Annotated in this window: 15 protein-coding genes; 3 read left to right on the top strand and 12 right to left on the bottom strand. The window is 42.4% G+C overall.

All coding sequences use genetic code 11. The features are described from left to right. The first annotated feature begins 16 nt into the window (after positions 1–16). A complete protein-coding gene (locus tag DS891_RS19480) occupies positions 17–322 on the top strand; it encodes a hypothetical protein (RefSeq protein ID WP_010375339.1) in 306 nt (101 codons plus the stop codon). Positions 323–390: 68 nt separating this feature from the next. On the opposite strand, the gene lodB is transcribed toward DS891_RS19480, so the two are convergent. Both lodB and lodA read right to left on the bottom strand, forming a co-directional pair. Next, positions 391–1,521, bottom strand: a complete 1,131-nt coding sequence (lodB, locus tag DS891_RS19475) for a lysine-epsilon-oxidase maturase LodB (RefSeq protein ID WP_227387810.1) — start codon at positions 1,519–1,521, stop codon at positions 391–393. A 5-nt stretch (positions 1,522–1,526) separates the two neighbouring features. Beyond that, entirely contained in the window at positions 1,527–3,611 is a 2,085-nt protein-coding gene (gene lodA / locus DS891_RS19470; RefSeq protein ID WP_102058552.1) for a CTQ-dependent lysine 6-oxidase LodA, read from the bottom strand. 385 nt (positions 3,612–3,996) lie between these two features. On the opposite strand from lodA, the gene DS891_RS19465 reads away from it, so the two are divergent. Further along, positions 3,997–5,688: a hemolysin D gene (locus DS891_RS19465; protein ID WP_174170675.1), complete on the top strand. Its 1,692-nt coding sequence runs from the start codon at positions 3,997–3,999 to the stop codon at positions 5,686–5,688. 477 nt (positions 5,689–6,165) lie between these two features. Here DS891_RS19465 and DS891_RS19460 read toward each other — a convergent pair whose 3' ends face one another. The 7 genes from DS891_RS19460 to DS891_RS19430 form a co-directional block, all read right to left on the bottom strand. Continuing rightward, positions 6,166–6,741, bottom strand: coding sequence for a DUF1566 domain-containing protein (locus DS891_RS19460; protein WP_174170674.1), 576 nt, complete (start codon positions 6,739–6,741; stop codon positions 6,166–6,168). Next, positions 6,738–8,171: a DUF1566 domain-containing protein gene (locus DS891_RS19455; RefSeq protein WP_174170673.1), complete on the bottom strand. Its 1,434-nt coding sequence runs from the start codon at positions 8,169–8,171 to the stop codon at positions 6,738–6,740. Before DS891_RS19455 ends, DS891_RS19460 begins: the two co-directional genes overlap by 4 nt. Continuing rightward, on the bottom strand, positions 8,161–10,626 hold the full coding sequence (locus DS891_RS19450) for a proprotein convertase P-domain-containing protein (protein WP_174170672.1): 2,466 nt from the start codon (positions 10,624–10,626) through the stop codon (positions 8,161–8,163). The genes DS891_RS19455 and DS891_RS19450 overlap by 11 nt, the downstream gene beginning before the upstream one ends. 12 nt (positions 10,627–10,638) lie before the next feature. Beyond that, a complete protein-coding gene (locus DS891_RS19445; RefSeq protein ID WP_174170671.1) occupies positions 10,639–12,738 on the bottom strand; it encodes a TonB-dependent receptor in 2,100 nt (699 codons plus the stop codon). 347 nt (positions 12,739–13,085) lie between these two features. Continuing rightward, on the bottom strand, positions 13,086–17,009 hold the full coding sequence (gene cobN / locus DS891_RS19440) for a cobaltochelatase subunit CobN (RefSeq protein ID WP_174170670.1): 3,924 nt from the start codon (positions 17,007–17,009) through the stop codon (positions 13,086–13,088). Next, positions 17,006–17,353 (bottom strand): DUF2149 domain-containing protein, encoded by a 348-nt coding sequence (locus tag DS891_RS19435; RefSeq protein ID WP_010607457.1) that lies wholly within the window; start codon positions 17,351–17,353, stop codon positions 17,006–17,008. Before DS891_RS19435 ends, cobN begins: the two co-directional genes overlap by 4 nt. A gap of 5 nt (positions 17,354–17,358) precedes the next feature. After that, positions 17,359–17,886, bottom strand: a complete 528-nt coding sequence (locus DS891_RS19430) for a MotA/TolQ/ExbB proton channel family protein (RefSeq protein ID WP_130165272.1) — start codon at positions 17,884–17,886, stop codon at positions 17,359–17,361. 169 nt (positions 17,887–18,055) lie between these two features. On the opposite strand from DS891_RS19430, the gene DS891_RS19425 reads away from it, so the two are divergent. Beyond that, positions 18,056–20,239, top strand: coding sequence for a TonB-dependent hemoglobin/transferrin/lactoferrin family receptor (locus tag DS891_RS19425; protein ID WP_174170669.1), 2,184 nt, complete (start codon positions 18,056–18,058; stop codon positions 20,237–20,239). A gap of 131 nt (positions 20,240–20,370) precedes the next feature. Here DS891_RS19425 and DS891_RS19420 read toward each other — a convergent pair whose 3' ends face one another. The 3 genes from DS891_RS19420 to DS891_RS19410 form a co-directional block, all read right to left on the bottom strand. Beyond that, positions 20,371–21,612 carry a hypothetical protein gene (locus DS891_RS19420; RefSeq protein WP_174170668.1) on the bottom strand — a complete coding sequence of 414 codons (1,242 nt, stop codon included), beginning with the start codon at positions 21,610–21,612 and terminating at the stop codon, positions 20,371–20,373. A 334-nt stretch (positions 21,613–21,946) separates the two neighbouring features. Continuing rightward, complete coding sequence (locus tag DS891_RS19415; protein ID WP_174170667.1) at positions 21,947–22,300, bottom strand: hypothetical protein; 354 nt, start codon at positions 22,298–22,300, stop codon at positions 21,947–21,949. Positions 22,301–22,324: 24 nt separating this feature from the next. Continuing rightward, on the bottom strand, positions 22,325–23,095 hold the full coding sequence (locus DS891_RS19410) for a hypothetical protein (protein WP_174170666.1): 771 nt from the start codon (positions 23,093–23,095) through the stop codon (positions 22,325–22,327). Positions 23,096–23,156 lie beyond the last annotated feature (61 nt).

Here is a 23,156-nt window from a genome sequence, read left to right as displayed (position 1 = left end):
GGAAGGAGTCTTTATCATGAAATACGCAATTATTCTTGCATTTCCTCTAGCAGCACTCGCATCAACATCCGAGCAGGTACAAACTGAAAAAGTATTTACCGATGCGGGATACCCCTACAAAAACTTAATTATGAAGGCCGAAAAAGTGGAGCTTGTTTATTCAGAAGAGCAAAACAAAACGACCTGTCGAGTTAAAGTCTATAGCGGTGATGTACTTCATGAAGGGGAGCCTATGGAGATATCGGCTAAAACGTTTTCAACCGATCCCGTCAAGGGCTGTCTTGCCCGACAAAACGCCAAACACATTTTAAGCTTGCTTTAATATGAGCTAACCCGAAATCAGAATAACAACTTGTGTGCTAGCAGTTGTTATTCTTCGGTTAGTTTCAGCTAAGCAACCTGGTTGATAAGTTGCTGCCGCTTGAACCAAAAAGGCGCATCACACCAACGTTTTTCCTTATTATAAAACTGCTGCTTTAGCGCTAAGTACTGATCAAACTGACGCGCTAAGTCTTGTTGATACATCTTGCTACTGTGCATAAACGCTTGAGATGTTTTGGTATTGCCGATAATGGCTGCTGCTTGGCATCCCGATGTCATGGCAAACCCTAATCCCATAGAGGAAATAGGGTCAAACGCACAAGCCGCATCCCCCACTGGTAAATAATTTTTGAGATGAGCAAAACTGTTAAAATGGCTCCCGGCAGGTCGGACCCATAGGTTTTCGTCGACCATCTTTGCCCCCTCAACACGCCTTGACATATATTTACTGCTACCTAAGTGCGCTTGCCACTGTGCCAAACGATTTAAGCGCTGCTTTGAGAGCAATTCAAAATCACTAAAATACGTTACAACTAACATATCGTTAGAAAGCGCCGCACTGTACCACCAGCCACATTCATCACTTTCAATTAGTTGAAGTTGCTCAAGCGCCCCCCGCTTTACTTTAAAGAAGGCACCAACCCCAGTAAGTCTGTCATATTGCTGAACAGCCGCTCCTAGAGATTTGCCAATAGACGAATTACGCCCTGACGCATCAACTAGATACTTGCAAACAATGGTGAACTGACCATAGTCAGGATGACTCACCACCACTGAGTAACGACCGTCTTGTAACTGAGTAATTGCTTTGCTTTTAGTGCGCGGGAACACCGTTCCACCGCGCTGGATTGTGCTTTCGAGCAAGGTTAGATCAAATATCTCGCGATTAATTTGATAGGTTGCTCTGTCTGGTGCAAAAATCGCGTGACGATTAGCAGATTTCTCACTTCCCCAAAATGCACTATTACCTTGAGTTGGAGTAAAACAGTGCGGACCGAAATCCGCTCTATCTATCTGCAAATAGTCCAATACCGAAAACACACTTGCAGATACACTTTCGCCAATTCTTAATTTTTGTAAATCAGACTGCTCGATTAAAATGACTGATAGGTCTGTGTGATTGAGCAAGTTTAACGCGGTGCTAGCCCCGGCAGGGCCAGCACCAATTACTAGCACATCACATTCGTGAGTACCATTCATATCCATTACCGTCTTGTTCGAGTACCGCTGCGAGGCACTTTTTTCGCAGCTCGTTTTTGCGTAATTGGCTTAGCCATTTTTTCTTCAAGTCCTTTTAATATTGCTTTGGCCTTAGAGCACCCGCACGATAGGTGATCTTTAAGGTCATCAGGAATATAAAACACCGGAATATCGGTTCCGTCGTCTTGGCAATTCCCAGTAATATCAGAGACAGGCACATCCTTATAGGCAAACAGTTGGTGATTACGTTCGATTTCCGTAAAGTAAGGGAAATTCGGTTCATCACTATTTTGATTGCGGATAAAACCAAGTGCAGACCAATGCTCAACCATTTGCACAAAACTATTGATACCACGTGCATAGTTGACTTGCTGGCCTGCTGGCAGATGGGTAAGTGATTGATCATCAAATTGATTCGTCAATACATCCCAAGGGCTTTGTGGTGGCCACCAGTAACTATAGTAAGTTGGGGCAGCTGGCACCATTTGCGGATCGTCTTCCGTGCCGACGTTCACTTTATTCACCGTTGGCTCGGTAAAGTTCACATTTTGAATAGTACAGTTGAAAAAGTCTGCTTGCCACGGGCATGCCATGCGCTTGGTTAAATCTCCAGGCTGACATCCACCGCCTTCGCACTCATCACGCTCAGCATCCAAGCCGCTCGGAAAGCCATTACCCATGCTTTGATCTTTAATGATATAAGGCGCCGCGTACACTGCTGGATTTTGTAAACTCCACGTTACCTCAATCCCTGGACACATAGGTAAGCCAACGCAATTACCCACGCTACCTTGATCCGCATAAAATACGCCAAACTCATCGACTGCGCTCTGTGGCGCTGAAGGTTTAGCACTTGAAAAGTTACCAGCAGCCCACTGACTCAGTAAGAAATATTGAGTCTGCGTTAACGTCAGAAACTTATCGACAATATTGTCTTCAGCGTTGCTCACCGAGTTACTACCAGAGTTCATTGGCATCAGTGGTAAATTACCCTCAATACCATACTCGAAGAGTTGCTGATTGGTTTGCTCGTTTGGCGGAGTTTGCTGCACTGTGGCTGGGTCAACTGGCTGCCTAAAGTACTTAAAGTAAGCCTGACGATTGGCTTTATTATCTTCAGAGTTGTCTTTAAAATCAAAAATATTGGAAACAAATGCCGACATAGATTGGACATTTGATACCCACTGATAACGGCTAATACGCTGGATAATCGGCTCAATATCTTGGTAATAATTTGCCTGATAAGAAGACTGATACTCACCATCGCTGTATAGCTCAGGACATAAGTTTTGTTCGCGCACCGCAACGTCAAACATAGTATCACTGAGATTGGAGATATTAACGATTTCCGGTGCAAAATCCGGAGAGCCAACAATTACCCAAGCAGAGAGTTGCAAGGTTTTACCATCGTCAAACGTAACCGTGCAATACACAGTTCCATCCGCAATATCATCATGCCATGTGTCCGCACCACCGTAAGATTCAAGAGGCTGGTTACCACCCGCATTCCCTTTACCGCCAAGTACCACTAAGCGGCCTTCGTTATCGGTTAAAATGTCTCCGAGCGACTTTATTTCAGTGCCTTGGCACGGTTTGGGAGGGAAACTAACCGGATATCCTGCAGGCGCACTGGCGGCGTCAAATTCAGCCTTTGCATTTGCGCCAGATATCGTTCTTGGACCTGGGTCAATAATTAAGCTTCGGCGATCCGTTGCATCCGCATTACGCCAAGGCGTGTTGCGATTGCTATAACTATTATCTTGACCATAGAGTAAGTTGCCTTGTAATTCATTAAACTCATACCATGCCGCCTTTTTATTAGCGACGTGTACAGTCCAACTAATGGATTTAACGTTATCGCTCGATAACGTAAGCTCATTGTTATTTTCGTCAATGATTTTAAAGGGTTGGCCCTGTCTGCGGATCCGGCCTTCTGCGTCTTTAAACTGACTGACAGGGCTGTCTATCTTATTGCCCCATTCATCGGATTCAAACGGTAAACCACCTATTTTGTCTGGTGCTAAATAAAACTGACCATCGCTATTACCGAGTCTTGCGACACCGACAGAGGGGTGAAGTGAATAGTTCATATTTATATCCTTTAGATATAGTAACCACGGCACAAAACAACACACTTGTTAACAAAAGATACTCAAGTGTGCGCTAACTTTCGCTTAAATTGATTCCCAGCTAAGTAGAGTAACTGTAGCACCAGCAAGAAAATGTGCATATTTCACGTCATTACAGAACATAAGACACGAACAAAACAAACTGTAACAACCTGATATTAAATAAAAATTACTTTTATCTTTTTTAAGCCATGTAAGAGGCAAACACTCACCAAACAAATCAGGTGATAAAAAACCTATTAGTTACAAACAAAAATCAATTGAAACATTTATTTCACAAACTATAATCTTTGCCCCTGCATTGAGTAAAAACTCTATTTTTGCTTTTAGTTTTCAAGGAGTAGATATGAAAATAAAGCCTCTTACAATTTCACTAGGACTTGCATTAAGCAGCACAGTTCAAGCATTCACCCAATTTGGTGGACAAGGGATCATGCCCATGGGACATGAATGGTTAACCCGCACCGCAGCACTAGAGGTGCTGGATGCCGAACATATTATCGAACCAGATCCCAACGACCCCAGACACGCTTGGCGCTATGGTCTGGCAAAAAACATCGCGCTACATACCGCACAAGATGAAATTACTCGACTTCAGTCCCAGTTAAACAATAACCCACTCTATGAACCAAGATACGACAGTGTGAACTCAGCTATCGTCGGTGAGCGTTGGGTTGATATTGCTGGATTTAACGTCACCAACGCCAGTACCGATCCTACCGGCCCAAACTGTTTTAGCGCAGTATCGCAAGAACCGGCTGACATTCAGCTAGATCACTTTATGCGCCGCTATGATGATATTGCAGGCCAAGGTGGTGTAGATGCAGCTTATCGCGCGCAAAAACGTTTTGTTCAACATTTTATTGATGCGGCCATGGCTGAGGAGAAGCGCCTCAAAGTGTGGGATGGTGGTGGTCACGCAGCCCTCGCGGAAGTAGATCATAATTACTTTTTGTTTGGCCGTGCCGTTCACCTATTTCAAGACTCATTTAGTCCAGAACATACGGTAAGGCTCCCACAAGATAACTACGAAAAGGTTTGGCAAGTAAAAGCTTACCTTTGTTCTGAAGGTGCCGAGCAGCATTCGCACGACACCAAAGATGTGCTCAACTTCGCCAGTGGCGATGTAATTTGGCGAGCGAATACACGCTTAGAATCTGGTTGGCAGTCTTATCGTATTAGTAGCATGAAACCGGTTGCAATTGTCGCGCTGGAGGCCAGTAAAGATCTCTGGGCTGCGTTTATTCGCACAATGGCAATACCAAAAGCACAAAGACGTAGCGTAGCCGAGCAAGAAGCACAGCGACTAGTACAAAACTGGTTGTCGTTTGACGAGGCCGCAATGCTGGCTTGGTATGAGGACGAAAGTAAACGTGACCATACTTATGTACTGGCCCCTAATGAGTCAGGAAAAGGGAAGTCACTTGAAGCCTGTATGACGGAGCTAAATGTAGGCACAACTAGCCAAACAGAGCGTGTTGCACAGCTAGATGCAGAGCGAAACCAATGTCTTTTTAATATCGAAGCCGAACCTGGTTTTGAAGATCTTAACGACCCACACTTAGATATTCCCTACAACTGGCGCTGGAAATCTCTAACCTGGCAAACGCCACCAAGCGGCTGGACATATCCGCAGTTAAGTGCAGACACGGGCACACAAATCACGATAAAGTCGCCCGTAAATAATCAGTATTTAGCAGCACAACCCCTGAACAATGACACCCGAATTACCTTTAGTCCAACTGAGCCTCTCGATTTAATTCAGGTAACCAATGCACAGGGTCAGCACTATTTTAGAGCCACTCAGGCCCCTTCACTGTTTTTAAGTTACAGCAGCAAAAGCGCCGGCTATCTCAAGCTCGTAGACTCTCCAAAGCAAGCACTCTACGCATTGATTTATCAAGGTGGTGTTTGGAATATCAAAAATCAATTTTGGCAGCAATATATTTGGTTTAACCAAGCGCAAAACCAACCTGAGTTAAATCGCCATGGCGAACCGGACCAGTTATCCGCAAAGTGGATGATTGAACCGTTTTAAAACGATTTATACCAGTTGTATTAAGTAAATGATCTATCTTGAAGCGGGGAAATAGCTTTAGTAGCAAGGCAAAAATTTTGCTATTTAGTTGTTCTAAATGAGAAATTTTTAACGAAGCTAATATGCTATTTCACCCTTCAAATTGATTAGAGAATTAATTCAATTGGTATTAACCTACACTAAGCTTGATACCAATGCATCAATAGTCTTATTCAACCTAGGTATAAGTACTCTTGACGCATTGGCTTATCATATTGAGGTCTGTTGCTCTTTCAAGCTTTTTGCACCAGTTTACATAGCTGTTGCGCCTCGTTAATCTATATCAGCATGACGGTAACATAGTGAAAATAAAGAGCTCATCTTGTCGCTCTTTGCTGCTCAACCTTTGCATCTAGCCTACTCGCAGCAAGCCAAGCACTGAGACTAGGACATTCCAAGAACAAAAACCAAACAACACCGAACGACAAGTACTGAAGCCTACTCTGTCACTTTGTCGGCTACGAGTAAAATTTGTCTCTCATAGTCTTCCAAGCCAAAGGTAGACGCTAAACTTCCACCATTTAAGTCCATATACATTACCCCAGCTTCAGACGCTAAGGGCGTAGCTGACCATACGTATGCATACCCGCCTTCTGCTTCAGCGATAGCAAAAATATTAGGAAAAACCGTTTGGTTTACCGCAGGGTTAACACAGGCAACTTCACGGATTGAGTTAAGCTCCTTGATATTAGGCAAACGCCAATTCTTAATACCCGCGTATTGATAAATTGCATGACCTGGAGAAGTCCGGATCTTTTCTGCTGTTTTAAGGGCATCTTGCCAGTACATAGCGGTTGGCATTCCATCACAACTTGAAGTTTGTGCATTAAAAGTTTGCCCAATACTACAGCGCATCCAAGTAAGCTGTGTTGCTCTATCAGTTACTGTACCATCTTTATTATCGATAAAACCTACGCTAGGTGAAGAGCGCTCGATAGTTTGTGAACACGCTTGCTCAATAGCCTGTACAGTAAAGCACATTGATAAAGTCAAAGTGACTAATAAATATCTCATTTTTCTGCTCCTAAAGTTACAAGCCTCACAGGTAATACACTTGGATATTCACATTCTTGCGCACTATCACAGTATTCATAAGAAGTCGTTGCACCAATATAACCACCGTTAAATCCAAGCGCCCACATGTGAGGGGCATAGTACATAGAAGTGTGCCATTCTATCGATGGCGTTGCTGTCCATATGTCTCCGGCATGTGTTTCTGGGAAGTAATTAACGTCTACTCCAAGTAAAACATCACCGTCATTTTTATCTGTGCTCGCAAAGTGCACTAAGCTATACAGCTCGTTGAATTTAGGTAACTTCCAGCCAGAGTGTCCACACAACCCGACACCGTTGTTTAGATTGTTTATGTAACTTTCATATTGCGATACTGTGCATACACCTTCTGCATTATCACAACTGGCTTCAGCCACTTCAGCAGGAAAAATCGATTCGCGGTCGCTAGGTTTAAATGCAAACAACGTGTCTTTGTGGCGAATACCTGCGTTTGCATCTTTTACTTCCCAAATTAGCCCTGTTTGTAAGTCTTTTACACAGCTCCATTGTTCAGCATCAGCTGCAAGCATTTCACCGGTACTACTGAGTTTTACATAACTAAAACCCGCAGCCCCATCCGCATCATTATTTTGTGTAAGATCAAGACCATAATCTGCGTCTTGACCTGGAAAGTCCGCAACAGAAGCGGTATTGTAAAAGCCATCTAGGTTAGCAAATGCAGTGACCCCAGTGTCAGTCATAGGGAACCCTACGGACCAATTTAATGCATTCGCAACAAAACGATCTAGCTGATTAAAATGACTATTGTTTTTTATCGCGGTAATAATATCTGCAAGTTGAATCGCAAAGCCCGCAAGAATAGCCCCCTTATTTTCACTTTGCTGTTGCGCAGCCTGCCACAATTTTACAAATTCAGTATTGAAGTTTGCTAAGTCTGCGTTTTGCGCTGTCAATAAAGTATCCGCTGACAAAGACAGTGATAAGCCATTGTTAAGTGTAGAAACAACAGCCTCAATTGCTCGCTCTCTACTTATGCCTTGTATCATATTCGCGTAAACCAGAGTCGTTGCAGGTGTCATTACGATACTAGCGTCATTTGCAACTGCAGCTGGCGCACTGAGTATCATCACATTGCCTTCTGTCACAATGTAGCTCTGGTTAAGGATTGCAACATCTTCACTTGTTAATGTTGCGGTTCCATCTGTAATTGAAGTTTGCACCTCGACACTGTCACACACTAAGTTTTCGTTGCTATCTGCGCATAAAGTACCGGTTACTGCGTTATCAACGCTGATCGAAACCGAATAACTAATTGGGTCTACCGTTGTCTCATTTTCAGTATTTGTTTTAGTGTCACCACTCCCCCCACCACAGGCACTGAGACCTACAACCGAAAGCGCAAGCGCAAGCGGTTTCAATTTAAATGTCATGTTTACTCCTAGTGTGTATTTTGAGTCGCCTAAGCCCAATCAAAATTAAACCAATATTTAGCCAATACAGGCTGCCACTCGTGTTGTCATTTATTTTTTCTAGATGATTATCTTGGTCATCTGTATGTTCTTTATCGTCGGATGCAGAATGACAGTGATAATCGGTAACTTGTGAAAGCTGCCAAGCTTTAAGCGTAGGCGTATTAATTAGTTCGGAGAAATCAGGCTTGTGGTCTACAACCTGAAGCTGCCACTGGCCGTTGAATGACTGGCCTTCAAGTGGCGAGAAATCTACGTTTGCAACATCAGAAGGCAGACTAAATTCAAATTTTGAATGTGGGTAGTAGCTTTGATCCCAAATGACTACGGCAACACCCGCAGGGCTAATTAACTTTATACTTACTTGGCTCAAGTCATTGTGTTCAAGCTGTAATTCAAATTTAAGGTCATCGCTAACCTGCAGAGATTGCTGCTCTACATCAAGGTAAAAGTTAGTGATCCCCTTACTGTGCACAACTCCACTAGGCTCTCCGGTTGCGTCTTTAAGTATGCCTCCCTCACCTTTTACAACAAATAGATTTGGCTGGCCTAAGGTAACTTCTAGTTGCTGTAGGCTTTGATTCAATACTGGGATCCCTGTCGAATACTTCTCCAATACCGGAACAAAAGCACTCATCCCACAGCTCAATTCAAACGCATCATCGAAGGTGATGGAAAAAGTGTGTGTTATCGAATCTCCAGCCTTAATATCGCCAACCTGTTGAGTTGCGATTTTTATTGTTGAGTCCTCAGTTGACGCGAACTGGACATCTTTAAGCGAGTAAGGGCTGATATTTTTGATATTCACGACCACAGAGGGATCTGAAGTGAGAGTATCAATGACCTTGGCTTGTTCAATTACCAATAATTTTGGCAACAAGTTATGATGACTAAAATGCCGTTGTAAAATGTCGGCATAGTGTTCATTGGGGTACAGGCGCTTTGCCATGTCGAGTGTAGACAGCGCTAAATTGGGCATAGTGATCCCCGCCCCTAGGCCAAACATAGCTTCAATAACAATCTTCTCCATGTCATTCATGCCTTTCACACCATAATGCGCTTCAGCTTCTTTGAAGGATTGAAATAATGGTGTGGACCAAAGCTGATCACCTAGGGAACCTGCAACATGAATATGGGCTGGGTAGTGATAATTTGGATTATACCTAGCTTTACTATCATTTAACGTTCTTGGTCTACGTTGTCCAAAACGAGCATCCCAGTTAAACATAACATCCGGCTCAAACTCGTAGCCTTGCGGATCTCGGTAACTATGACTTGCGGCGAGAAAATCGGCATACCCTTCCCCAATTGCACCGCTATCCGCACCGTCGTCATAGGGATTGATGAAGTTAGTAACACTGTGTCCATATTCATGCCATATTACATCAGCATCCTGCGCGTCAGCATGCCCCCCAACTCCTAATAAAATCCGTTTTTGGTGAAATGAATATGCCGACTGGTCATTATAAGAACCTTGTGCATCAATGGTGATCGGCGCATAGTGGATCAACTTATCGCCAGTAAAGCCCAATTCCTGCAAATGACGCTGAGCAGAATCGACGTGAAAATAGGCCATTTGTTGTAAAAAGCTGGCAGAGCTATGATTATTTTTTGCTACACCAGCTACAGGCAACATTTCCACAACTTCATGTGGTTCTGCAAAGTCAGTTACTCGAGCATAAGGCCCCGTCAGTGCTAGCTGGTTGCCAATTAGCGTTAAATCTTTAAGCTCAACAAGTCTAAATGCTGCATCCGCAAATTCAGTCTGCGGTGTAAACTGTTGCTCAATGTCTTCACTCATTAAGCTAGTTTTTGGGTCTGGATCAAATAACCATGACTGCTTGATTCGACCTGAGTATTCAGGCTCAACTTCACTTTGGTAGGCAGGAATAGCACCGCGTTGACCAAGGATTTTAGTGGCATCAGCATCAATAAAATAATGCTGAGTAACGATTTCACCTTGCAAGGTTTCACTTACTAATACGTTCCAAACAAATCTTAAACCTTGCTGCTCAAGCCACCACCCTCGCTTAATTTCTTCTATCGAAAAATGGTCAACTTGTTTATCAATTAATGCACCAACCTGCTCAATAGAAGGAGCAACAGAGACCGTGCCTTCATCCACGTTTAACGTCGAAAAACGAGAAACATACAATCGAAATGCTAGTCCTTGTTGATCCGTTGCAACACTATCCACGATATTAAATATTGGCAAAGCGTCATAAGTAGGCATAAAGCTATAATAATTACCAAACTGACCTTTACGACGGTAAGAAAATTGATATTTTCTTGCTAACTTGGTTTCAAGTAACTGTTCAGCTTGTTGTGAGTTAATAGCACGACCAGTAACAAACTGAAGCTCTGCCGCGGTCGCACCTAGGTGCCACAGTAGCAATAGTAATAATGGTTTTTTCAAGACGGTCACCCTTTAAAATTTATACTGGATAGATGCTCTAAAGTTTCTACCTGGTTGTGAATAGTCGAAGTCGGAATTGGATTGACCAGCAACATCTTGATATCGGGTATAATGCTTATCTAGCACATTGTTTATCGCGGTATTGAATTTCCAATTTTTTGATAGTGTGTAACTTACGGATAAGTCTAGGCTGTGCCAACTTCCTGTTGACTGACAAGGTATTTCTACATTTAAAAATGGGTCTTGGCACGTAGGTAAGTCAGTCATCTGGCTTTGTCCATACCATTGCAGGTTGATTAAAAAGTCACTGAACTCATAATTGGCATAAAATGTATATTCGAGCGGAATAAGATTTCTTAGGTATTCTTGCTTGTCTTTATTCTTTCCGTTCATCCAGCCTATATTTGCGCCAAACATTAGTGACTCTAATTGATAAGTTACCTCTGCTTCTGCACCGAACGTATACGCTTCATCGATATTGACAAACTGGCGCTCCATTACTCCATCGTTTAATCTTAAGCGGATGTTCACCCAATCGATAAAATCGTCGTAGCGGGTGTAATAAATACTGCTGGCAAAATGCAATTTATCAATTGTTTGCGAAAACCCTAGTTCCAAGCTATCACTGGTTTCTGCTCTCAACTGAGTATTGGCAACAATTTCAAACGGAGGAAAGGCAAATAAATGAGGAATATTGCCATATACTTTATCGTATGGTGCAGCTCGGTAGCCCTGTGCATATGCTCCGTAAGCATTAAAACCATAACTATTTTCATATCTGATTTGTGCGCTAGCTGTGACTTCATTTGAGCTCGTGTCTTCGTCACCTTCAGCAGATAATGCATTATGGTCGTAACGCAAACCAATTAACGCCCTAAAATTACTATTAATCTGCCAATCGTCACCAACATAAGCACCAAGTATCACTGTTTTTGCTGCATTAAACGGTGCGTCAATCGTCACTTTCCGCGTACCATTCTCAATCACGGTATCGACTTTAGGACGCTCATGCTCAACCTGTTCTGCACTAATGCCATACATCAGTTCATGATTGCCAAAAGACTTAGCAAAATCTAATACGCCACCAAAACTGGTCTGAGAAAAACGGTCTTCCGAAAGCAGCTGCCTATATCGAGTCTGAACTTCAAAAAATTGACGGCTGATTAGTTGCTCAGTATCGTTTTCGTGCTGTGTTTTGCGCCAGAACATTTGTCCAAGCGCATCATCAAAGATGAGAGATGTATTCACAGATTGCCATTTAACGCTGTGGCTATGGGTTTGTTGGAGTTCACGTTGTTTTTGAGACTCAACTTGCCACGCACCGTCATGTTGGGGCACGGTTTCCGGTTTGATTTTGTTTTCTGTCTGCTGTGTCAACCAGCTAAAATCATATGTAAAAAGGCCCAAACCTGATTCGTACTGACTACTAAATTTTGCGCTTTGACCTTTAACGTCTAGCGGAGCGCGTGACTCGGGAAAGTTTTGCTGCTCTTCAGCACGCCAGTCACTGACTTTTAGTAAAACAGGTAACCCAAGAAATCCAGTTGCACCAGTGAGTGTGTTTTTAACCTCCGAGTTGGTACCGTTGTACAAGCTCTTAATTGCTAAATAGTTATCTTCACTTCTTAGATAATCACTTGCTTGTTTGGTATTCACTTTAACCACACCAGCTAGTGCACCAGCCCCAAAAAATGTTGAGGCTGGTCCCTTTGCCACTTCAATAGATTTGACGTCTTCCAAATCAAAATTAAATCGCCCAACCAGATCGTTGATGTCACTTGCGCCATAACCATCCGCAGCTCTACTACCATTTTGCAACACCAGTACGCGATTACCTGACATACCGCGAATGGTAATATTTTGAGGACGACCGCTATAACCTGTGATCGCCACACCTGGCTCCGTTTTAAACAAATCGCTCAACTGTGTTGCTACAAGCTGTTCAATATCATCATCACTTAGTACAGCCGCACTACCGGAAAGCTCTAACAAAGATTTTTCAGCTTTGTTTGCAACAATTTCTATCACTTCAATGGATTTAGAGTCCGCGTTGGCTGCATAACCGGGGAAGATAATTACTGAAGAAACAAAAGGAACAATAAAGCGAATCATTTTTACTTACACCCAAAATAATGAGGTTGCGAATGATAATGATTTTTATTATTTTATCAACTATAAAATATAACTAATTTTTATAGCTCTAGTAATAAACTTTCGGAATAGAATGTAAGAGCGAGGAATAGCATTTACAACATATTGTTTTTAATGGAATTTAAAATATATTTTTGTTTTTACAGTTTTTTACATTCGAAAATAACTCACATTTATTAGCCCACAAGGCCAATCAAAACAGGTAAGTTTATTGCAAATAGGTAAAGTACAGTGAGAACACAACAAGCCTATCTCGACTTGCTGTGTTTCTACTGGTGTTTACAAATATTGCCTTATTTGTAGCGCTATCAAGTGTATGTTTTTGAAGTCAACATAGGTCGAACCAAGGGCTGCAGCATACCCGCAAAGAAAATTCCTACCAGTAGCCACCACAAGGTATAATCAGTTTCAACTTCTTTGCCTTGAGCGACTTGTTCTAACTTTTGACCAGTCACTTGCTCCATATTGGCTTTACTTGCTGTCATATCAACGTTAGGCACAGCTTGCCCAGGCATCAAGGGTACTAAACCAAACCCCGCATTTTGTTGTTCAACATACTCAGTGAACTTTTTATTATCGGTCACTACATCATGTTGATTTGCAATTTCGGTGTAAGTATCTAGCATCTTTTTCAATGTCTCAGGAGAGGCTTTCCAATACCCTTTTCTAACCGCTTCAAGCATACGCTCAAGGATCTGTGCTAATGCTTCGGCATTATGCTGCTCAAAGAACTCTCGCATCTTCATGTCATACTTATCATCAACATACACGTCAAAGAACTCTTGCCATTGATCGTCCCTGACCGCTTCGGGAGTCATCACTTCCCAACCCCACATGTTGTTCATTCGATCAAGTATTGCCGTTGCCCCAGCATACCCCGCGTCTTGCATTGCCTGTATCCAGCGAGGATGGAAATACCGACTGCGCATTTCATTGCTCACAAACTGATCTAATGTTTGGGTTTTCTCATGTCCTTTTCGACGTAAGTTCGCTACATACATCTTTGGAGTTTTACCGTCCAGACTGCGAACAGCTAAACCAATTCCACCAAAATATTGAAATGGATCATCATTAGTCATCAAAGCATATAGATTAGTCGAACGAGAAAATACAACGCCATCTGTACCCGATAACACCTTGGCATAGAGTCCTGTTTCTGAAAGATTCTCACTCCAGCGAGATTCATCTTTGCCATAACCGAACCCCATCCGGTCTAAGTAAAGATTCGCAAGCTTACTGTCATCGTCCCACGTATCTGAAGCAAGGCTCATTCCCGCCAAGCCAGTACCGTAAGCACCTGTTTCATTCGAAAAGATCCGTACCGATGAAAGGTAATCAGCATCATCCTCAGATTTTCCTTCCTCTATAAGCTGCTGTTTTAAATTACTAGCATGGCGATAAACAAAGTTGTTTTCTTCTTTCATCTTCGCCACTTTATCAATGGCTTCGGCCAACCACAGCATTACGTTAGGAAATGCGTCGCGATAAAGACCTGTTGCCGATATCACCACATCAATTCGCGGACGCCCCAATTCAGAATATGGGATCACTTCCGTACCAATAATATTACCCTGTGGGTTCCATTTAGGCTTTATACCCATCGCGTGTAAAATTTGTGCTTCTAACGCCCCTTGATGGCGCATAGTCTCTAGGGACCAAAGAGAAAATGCGAGCTTTTTAGGATATCGCCCATGTTTTGCCTGATAATCAGCAACAGTTTGCTCTAGCATGTTAATTCCTGCTTCATAGGCTTCTTTTGATGGTACTTTTGCGGGATTAAAACCAAGCAGATTACGACCTGTGGGCACAGCTGCAGGATTGCGAATAGGATCACCACCGTGACTTACAGGTATGTATTGTCCTGATAATCCATTCAGTAAGCCCTCTAGTTCAGCGATTTGATGGAAGTTATCCCAATAGGTCTTTGCTAAGTCAATTGGTCCTTTAAGGGTGTCAGGTAACTCTAGTTGTTGTTGCCCACCCAACACGCTCTGCAATAACTGAAAACCCTCAAGTGCTTCAAGCTTTACAACGTTACGCTCATCAATTTGTTGCTCTTTTGCGAAAGCTAAACCATGCTCACGTTCATACTCACCCGCAAGGTGAGTAAAGTCGTCCCCAAGCATTTGTAAGATTGTGCTGTATAGATGCGCCTCTTCCGGTAGTTCGCCAAAAATATGGATCCCTAAAGGTTGGCTCATCTGCGCTAAGGTATTAAGATGATCTTGCAACTTACTAATATGTGCATCGAACGCTTGAGATAAAGCCTTTTCGTCAAGTCCTAAGTCTTTCAGCATATTCAACTTAGTTGCGAGGGTAATGATTTCTGCCCGTGTATTCTCACGCGTCAAGCCTTCAGCAAGCATCAGATAATTTGTAATAAGCTCACTAAGTTCAGCAACGTCCGTATAAAGCCCTGCTTTGGCAAACCCTGGAGTAAGATGACTTATCATAGTCGCTCGGCCTCGACGCTTAGCTTGCATCGCTTCACCAACATTATCAATAATATATGGATAGAACACCGGAATGTTCCCAATTGCCAAATTCGGCGCATCATACACAGATAATCCGCGCTCTTTACCACTTAACCACTCTTGTGAGCCGTGCGTGCCTAAGTGAATTACCGCGTCCGCACCAAACGTCTCTCTAGCATACAAATACATTGCCAAATAACCATGGTTAATAACGGACTTTGTGCTGTGATAGGCTGCTGAATGCTCTTTTGCGTTACTGCCGCGAACCCCTTGAGGCAAAATTATCATGTTGCCTAAGTCCATCCGTGGAATAACAAACATAGGTTCACCATTGTGTTCACGCACCATGGTACTTTCGCTTGGCTTGCCAAATTTTTCCACAATTGGCGCTGTAACGTGTTGTGGCAAAGAGTCAAACCAACGCTGATAAGTGGATAAAGGCATATAATCAGCAAGACCAACATCAACCAGTGCTTCAGCATCTTCTCCACGATAATAAGGACGTAAAAGTTTGCCAGCTTGCTCAATAATTTGCTCTGGATGAGCTTGCTTCACATCGTAACCCTTGGCTTTCATTGCATCGGCAATATTCACAATTGAGCTTGGAACATCTAAAAATGCAGCACCTATATTTTTTTCTCCGGGAGGGTAATTCCAGATAAATGTAGCGATTTTTTTCTCACGATTTTTAATATGCGCTAAATTCGCGTGATTAAATGCCCGCTCAACCAGCGCATCAAGCTGCGCCTGCATTACCACCTTCACACCTTTATCATTCGCAGCGATGATGCTCGGATCTACACTCCCTGTATCCTCAGGCATTACTAAGAAAAATGGCGTTAACGAAGGAGAAATGCCAGCATGATCTTGGTTAAAAGCAGCTTCATCACCTTTGGTGTAATTCATTGCATGAATAACTGGCACCCCAATTTGAGCAAACTCAGCACGACGCTTTTCTACGTAGTGAAGTGAGCGGTAATTAATGAGCAAATCAACTCTCGCCCCATTCTCATCCGTTAATAGCTCAGGGTAAGTCAATGACTCGTCATTACCTTCAAAGAAAAAGGCGAGCGCCTTTGCTCCTTTCTTTTGTAATCCATGGATTAAGGCATCCACGACTTGCTGTTGCTCGTAGTCAATTACAGAGCGGTGAATAGCAATCGCGATAACCGGCTGATTGTCTTCAACATCCAACCAGTTAAAGAATTCGCTTTGATTAGCTGTAACGCTAGATTTAAAATCAGGATGATATAGACCTACATTTGGCACTACCTTTACCGGCTCTGGCGCTTCACTCGATAACCCAAATACCTTAGTCGATATGTACAACATCATGTTACGGTAGTTTTGGCTACCTGCATTATTGTAGTATGCGCCCAATGTTGTATGCTGCGACGGGGATAACCCTTGATTCATTTTCATGTTTTCAAGATCCCCTAAAGAGATCACTGGAACCTCTGGATAATCTGTCAAATATGATGTGTAATCTGCAAACATATACTGTGACAGCATAGGATTAATACCATCCAGTAAAATCAACTTAGCACTTTGCCAAGCGGCTCGGATCTCATCTTCTGATTTGCCACGAGTGCTAAAGTTAGTCAGTTTAAAAGGCTGATCTTCGGCCAGCGAGAGCAATAACTCTCCTTTTGATTTAGAAGCATGTCCTGACATCATAATCAACACTTCAGGCTGTTGCTGTGCAAAACTTTGGAAAGAAGACAAAGCTAAAATGAGCAGCGCGAATAGTCGGGTCATCTGTTTGTCTCCTTCGCATTGTTTTCAGTTTTCTTTTCATTCTCTGGAATATAGACAAAACTACCGTCTGCCATTTTATATGCGACCCCGGCTCTCATACCTTCTCCAGAGCCTATTTCTCCATTAGATTTATATTGCTTAATTTCCTTGCCTTCTTTCACGATCACTTCCATGTTGGGTTCACCGGCGTTTTTTACCACAGTGACATTTTCTGATGTAAATGGACTGAGTGGATTTTGCGCAATAGAAATCAGTAACGCCGCAATAATCACCAAAAAAACATCAACCAAATTTACGGCACTCACAATAGGGTTTAATTCTTCGTCTTCATCTAAAAAGCGCATGGAAATTATTCCCCTCTCAGTTTTCGAATGTTGATCAACTCCTGAGCACACCAACGTTTCTTAACCGAAGCGGGCCAAAAAGTAAGTGTAGAAATAACAAGTCCCCATATTACCGCAGCAAACGCAATAATTAAGTTTTCGCTGATCCCCTGAATGTTACCGTCTGCGAGCGCCTTTAACGCCGGCCCCATTGGGATCATTGTCGCGATAAGACCTAGCATTGGAGCAACCCGCGTAACAATTCGAAGCGTTTCGAGCTGCTTTAACGCAAACACCTCTAACTCATCTTCAGATGCGCTTGGATTCGCAATAAAATAGTTATGAACATGAAAGCCGTTGTAGCTTTGTAACGACTTATTATCTATTCCACGTTGGTATGACAAACGACTTTTCCTACGAATTAAAAATTCGGATACAAAGCGTCCAAGTGCAAAAAATGCGTAAACAAAAAGTACTGATATTACAATAATAACTGGCGTCATTAGCAGCTCAGATACATTGGCCATTAGCATTTCTATTGCTTGTATATTCACAATAATTCCCCTCTATAAATTATCGCGACAATGTACTTGAAAATGTAATAACTTACAACAACGCAAATGGAAATTATTATTATTTAGATTGATCTTTTTGATAATAGAGGTATGATCTTCGCAAATTTTAGTAGCAGCTCAGCAATAAAATATTCATAGGAATCTCATCATGCGCTTTGCAAAAACACACTATTTGCGACTACTTATCGCCTCAATTATTGCTTCTGGATCAACGGTTGCGTTAGCCGATAACGCCGTTTCCGCAGATGATTTAGAAGTTATCGTTGTTAGTGGATCTCGTAGTGAGAAGCCACTTAAAGACGTAGCAGCTAGTATCTCCGTAATGTCTAGCCAAGACATCGAAGAACAAGTAATCACCGATGTAAATCAGCTTTTTCAGTATGATCCAAGTATAAAGATTACGGGTCGTATAGGTGGTGCACAAAATATTCAGGTTCGAGCTATGGGCGGCGATAGAGTATTGATCATAAAAGACGGTATGCGCATGAATGAAGGCTATGGCGCGGATGGACTCAACGATATAGTGGGCCGAGGTTTTATTGATACTGATACGATAAAACAAGTTGAAGTTGCGAAAGGAGCCAGCTCATCTCTCTATGGTTCCGATGCGTTGGGGGGTATTGTGGTATTTACCACCAAAGATGCCAGTGATTATCTTAACGACAATGAGCATCTTGGCGCACGTGTAAGGATAGGCTATAGCGACCTCAGTGAACAAACTAATCTAAGTGCAACGCTAGCAGGCCAGCATGGCAATTTTGACCACTTACTGAGCCTAACAGCCAGAGATGGTAAAGAGGAGCAAAATAAGCACAACACCCGCGCTCCCTTTGATATAGACTCTCAAAGCTTACTTTACAAATTAAAATACAACTTCAACGACAAAGATTATGTCAATGTTTCTGCTGATCTGTGGCGCCAAGATGTAAGTGGCGACCTTGCCGATGGTCTATTGGCATATTTCCGTGGTCTAGCTAAATATGGCTACAACATCGCGACGGAAAGTACAGAGACCGAAAAGCACACAGATTCGTTCCGCCTGAGTTATCACAACGATACGGGCAATAGCGTTTGGGACACAGCACAGTTTAATTTGTATTACACAAACAGTGTTCAAGACGATCAAGAGTATGCTTTACTCGATATTAACGCGCCTATGTTTGGTGTTATCGAAAAACGCGACATGTGGAAAACCGGTACTTATGAGCAAACTACGTATGGTTTTATTTCTCACGCGAGTAAAGCACTCGATAAGCAACATACTCTTGGTTACGGTGTTGATATAGAAACCACTGAGAGCCTACGCACAGTACGTGAATACCGAGAAGTGGAAGGCGAAGTCATCAAAGATGACATTACCAATAAATTCCCGAAAAATGATACACTTCGCGCTGGCCTATTCATCAATGACGAAATAAAGCTACTAGATGACAAACTTATAGTTACACCAGGCCTACGTTTCGATTATTACAGCATGGACCCAAGCGGTACCTTAAAGACCGATGGTACAGAATTTGCGAAAATAGACGATCAACATTTATCGTTTAATTTAGGTGGTTTGTATTATCTAAACAACATGCTTTCTGTTTTTGCTCAGTACGGCCAAGGGTTCAAAGTACCGCCTTATGATCTAGCCTATATTGAACACTACAATCAGGCTTCTGCAGAATATTTATATGAAATCTTACCAGCAGAGGACTTAAGTCCAGAAGAAAGTGACACCTTAGAACTTGGATTACGTGGCCATATTGGTGACTTCACTATTTCAACTGCACTGTTCCACAATAAGTTTGATAACTTCTTGTCCACAGAGCTTATAAGCCGTGAAACCATATTGGATGATGAAGGAAACTTTGCCTATAACCATGACAAATTCCAATACCAGAACATTGATTCAGTTACGATTAAAGGAGCTGAGTTCTCCACCACTTACTATGCTACCGATACATTGTCTGTTTCATTTAGCGCAACATATCAAGATGGTAAAAATGATGAGACAGATGAATATATCAGTTCCATTAATCCGCTGTCAGGGAACCTAGGCTTCAAGTATCAAAATGATATGGTGAGTTCAGATCTTATCCTTAATTTTGCTAAAAAAATGACCAAAGTGAACACAGGTAAATACCAAACTCCTGGATACGGCACGATTGACTGGTTAGCACAAGTTAAATTGGGTGATAATACTGCCGTAAATTTAGCTATCCGTAATCTATTTGATAAAACTTACTATCAACACGGCAATCTTGCAGGCCACGGTATGACAGAAAGCTTAGATGGACTTGAAAGTGCGGGACGAAGCTTTGCAGCCTCTATCCGATATGACTTCTAATACTAATTCGCTTAATTAAGTGAACTATTTTGAGGCGAGAAAACCTTGTCGATAACCCCGGTGAAGGCCAACTTCACCGGTGAACAGCTCTTAGCTTTGCATCTCTACTTGCTTAATTTATCCAAAGTCCGCTATGATTTTTTACGCAGCCAAAAGAGGCTTCCTTCCACGCTTAACCAGGCTTTTTTGCCACCACAATCTATATAACTTAAGACTTCTTCTTTTGAACCCAATGTGTAGCCATATACCTCTTTTTGCTTAGTCTTTTCTTGACCTGTAAGCATCTTGATAAAGTGCTTATTGTACCCTTTGATTGTCGCTTTTAGCTCATTCAAAGCTTTGCTCTCGCCACCCTGCGCAAAATGCATCAGCGCCTCTGCAGATAGCATAAAAATACTCTCTTCTTCATATTCATCAAGGCAAGCTTGTAGTTTATCCCACTGTTTTAAGATGACTAAACCGTTCACATACAGGTATCGACAGGCTTGATTATCGTTTGGATTAAGTCGCAGCAGCAGGTCTAGCTCATCAACCGCCTCTTGTACTCTGTCTGCCCAAAAGTAAATCCATGCTTTATGGTAACGAATAAACATATAAGGTCTGGTTTCGTGGATAAGCCAAAAATTGCCTTGATTTTCCTCAATATAATCAGGCGTAATAAAGTCTTGTTCTTCATTAAGGATAAACTGGTCAAGTAAAGGGATTGAATCAATGTGAGTCAATTTGAGTAAGTTCTCAATCAGTGAGTTTCTTATTTCTTCTTGTTCTTTATCAAAATCTTCTTCAAATTCAAACGCTCCGAGCTCGTTGTCTAGCTCAGGGTCCCAAATTAAAGTATCCCCTAACTCCATAATCGCGCCAGCCAAATAACGCTTTACGTCATGAGCCTCGCGCTCAAAAGGCATCGTAGGCTCAGCGTGTGAAAACGCCGCCTTTGCTGCATCTAAGCTAGTAAATCCGGTGAGCTGTTGTTGTAATTCATTTACCGCACCTTTTTGCTCTAGTGACAAGTTCTCAAAAGATACTTTATCCAAGGCCTTAAGCAGACCAAGACAAAAGCTCGGTAACGGAGCCCCTTCTACTAATGATGCTGCAAAGTCTTGCTTAGATAGCGCACACTCTTTTGGCAACTTATAAGTTTTTCCATCCAAGCTTGAAACACACTGCTCATGCAAATACATTAAGGCCTCTAACTGAGCACGGTAAATAGCCGTGTAATCACCAAAGAGCTCAGGCAACCACTCGTGTATTTCAGCAATATCATTAATGGCAACTTTGCCTATCACATAGCCTTCAACAAAATAATAATCCGGTTGATGCTGAGTATCTTGAGAAAAGGCATTAACTGCTTTGCGTAACGCACTTGGAGTCATATTGAATATTCCTTTAACAATTGAATAAGTAGGTAGGAGCCGCTTTATTCGGTGATCTCTACACAAAACATCGCGGAATAAATCCGCTACCACACTAGCCCCCGCTGGTGGGAGCCGCTTTACGCGGCGATCTCAACAAAAAACATCGTGGAATAAATCCGCTACCACCATACTAGATCCCACTGGTAAAAACCACTTCAAGTATGAGCCGCTTCGTGCGGCGATCTCTACACAAAACATCGCGGAATAAATCCACTCCCACCACACTAGTCACCGCTGGTGGGAGCCGCTTTACGCGGCGATCTCTTGCACCCCATTACAGAGAACCAATCCCTCACACAACCTTTCGACGCTCCCAACCCCAGCAAAGCGCCAAAGCAAACACACCACTTGCGTAGGTTACATACAAAGGCACTGAGGTGTCGGCATCCTCAGCATACATAAACACACTCGACATCACCCAAGCTACAGCTGCACCAATCAACAGCCATACCGCCGCAGAATACAGCTTATACACTGGCGCACTCACATAACCCGACAACACCACACAAGCCGCTGCTACACCGCCTATCACCGGCTTTTTCCACCAGCCCACATATTCAGCCAACATCCCAGCTAAGGTTGCTGACACGACAAAAGTCACGATGACGATTACGATAGACAGTAAAAATTTAAGGGCTTGGTTCATAATTCACCTTTGCAAAATCACGGACTACTGAACATAGTCCACAACATCCATAGATCTAAAGTTGAGATGCTTTTCTTCATGATGTTCTGCATCTAGCACTACTGACAAGTACGGAGCAAATACCATTTTTTCATCTGATGAGAGCTCAAACTCCATTTTAAACATTCGCTTACTTCCTACAGGCACAGTAAAGTAATCAGAGTTATAACTACCATACCGCTTTTCACCTACATAGTATGCAAGTAATCTAGCTTGGCTATCTTTATGATCAATCGCATAACTTTTATTTCTAATCCTAAAAGCATTATCACGAGGAAGTAGATTAATAGCGTAAAAAGAGCAAGTAAGGTTTTTACCGCGCTTTTCACATTTATCCTTCTTTACTTCAAACCCCGCGTAGTGTTGAAAAGCTTTGACGGGGCCATCGTACTCATCGTTGAACATGGAAAGTGATATCCAAGGATCTTTTAGAAACATCCCTGCTGAAAAAAATGTTGCGCATACAAACACAGTTGAAATTGACTTTATGAATCTCCTAAAAGTGCTTAGTCCAGCTCGCTCAAATTGATAATACAAATAACTTATCATCACCACACTAAGCACCAAAATTGGTATAAAGCGAATCAAGCTACTACCAGAATAAAGCACGTAGGCCTTCACTATCTCAACAAGATCAGTTGCATATGCGCCAATGACGATACTGGTTATAAAAACGGTAAAAGCAATCAATTTATTAAATGAAAATAAAGCCGCTTTTTTTACTGTGTTGCGTTGTTGTGATGCTGAGCCATCCATTTGTTTGCGTGTCCTAGTTACTAAAGTTGTGAAATACAATCAAAGTTTTTATCGATAAATC

Origin of the sequence: Pseudoalteromonas sp. JC28, assembly GCF_013319255.1 — a bacterium.
Lineage (GTDB): Bacteria > Pseudomonadota > Gammaproteobacteria > Enterobacterales > Alteromonadaceae > Pseudoalteromonas.
Note: the sequence above shows the minus strand (reverse complement) of the source record. Positions and strands in the feature narration are given on the sequence as shown.

Excerpts from the sequence above, each read along its gene's own strand:
- lodB (WP_227387810.1), bottom strand. The coding sequence starts at position 1,521 with ATGAATGGTACTCACGAATGTGATGTGCTAGTAATTGGTGCTGGCCCT.
- DS891_RS19455 (WP_174170673.1), bottom strand. The coding sequence starts at position 8,171 with ATGACATTTAAATTGAAACCGCTTGCGCTTGCGCTTTCGGTTGTAGGT.
- lodA (WP_102058552.1), bottom strand. The coding sequence starts at position 3,611 with ATGAACTATTCACTTCACCCCTCTGTCGGTGTCGCAAGACTCGGTAAT.
- DS891_RS19420 (WP_174170668.1), bottom strand. The coding sequence starts at position 21,612 with ATGACTCCAAGTGCGTTACGCAAAGCAGTTAATGCCTTTTCTCAAGAT.
- DS891_RS19435 (WP_010607457.1), bottom strand. The coding sequence starts at position 17,353 with ATGCGCTTTTTAGATGAAGACGAAGAATTAAACCCTATTGTGAGTGCC.
- DS891_RS19445 (WP_174170671.1), bottom strand. The coding sequence starts at position 12,738 with ATGATTCGCTTTATTGTTCCTTTTGTTTCTTCAGTAATTATCTTCCCC.
- DS891_RS19425 (WP_174170669.1), top strand. The coding sequence starts at position 18,056 with ATGCGCTTTGCAAAAACACACTATTTGCGACTACTTATCGCCTCAATT.
- DS891_RS19465 (WP_174170675.1), top strand. The coding sequence starts at position 3,997 with ATGAAAATAAAGCCTCTTACAATTTCACTAGGACTTGCATTAAGCAGC.
- cobN (WP_174170670.1), bottom strand. The coding sequence starts at position 17,009 with ATGACCCGACTATTCGCGCTGCTCATTTTAGCTTTGTCTTCTTTCCAA.
- DS891_RS19410 (WP_174170666.1), bottom strand. The coding sequence starts at position 23,095 with ATGGATGGCTCAGCATCACAACAACGCAACACAGTAAAAAAAGCGGCT.
- DS891_RS19460 (WP_174170674.1), bottom strand. The coding sequence starts at position 6,741 with ATGAGATATTTATTAGTCACTTTGACTTTATCAATGTGCTTTACTGTA.
- DS891_RS19415 (WP_174170667.1), bottom strand. The coding sequence starts at position 22,300 with ATGAACCAAGCCCTTAAATTTTTACTGTCTATCGTAATCGTCATCGTG.
- DS891_RS19480 (WP_010375339.1), top strand. The coding sequence starts at position 17 with ATGAAATACGCAATTATTCTTGCATTTCCTCTAGCAGCACTCGCATCA.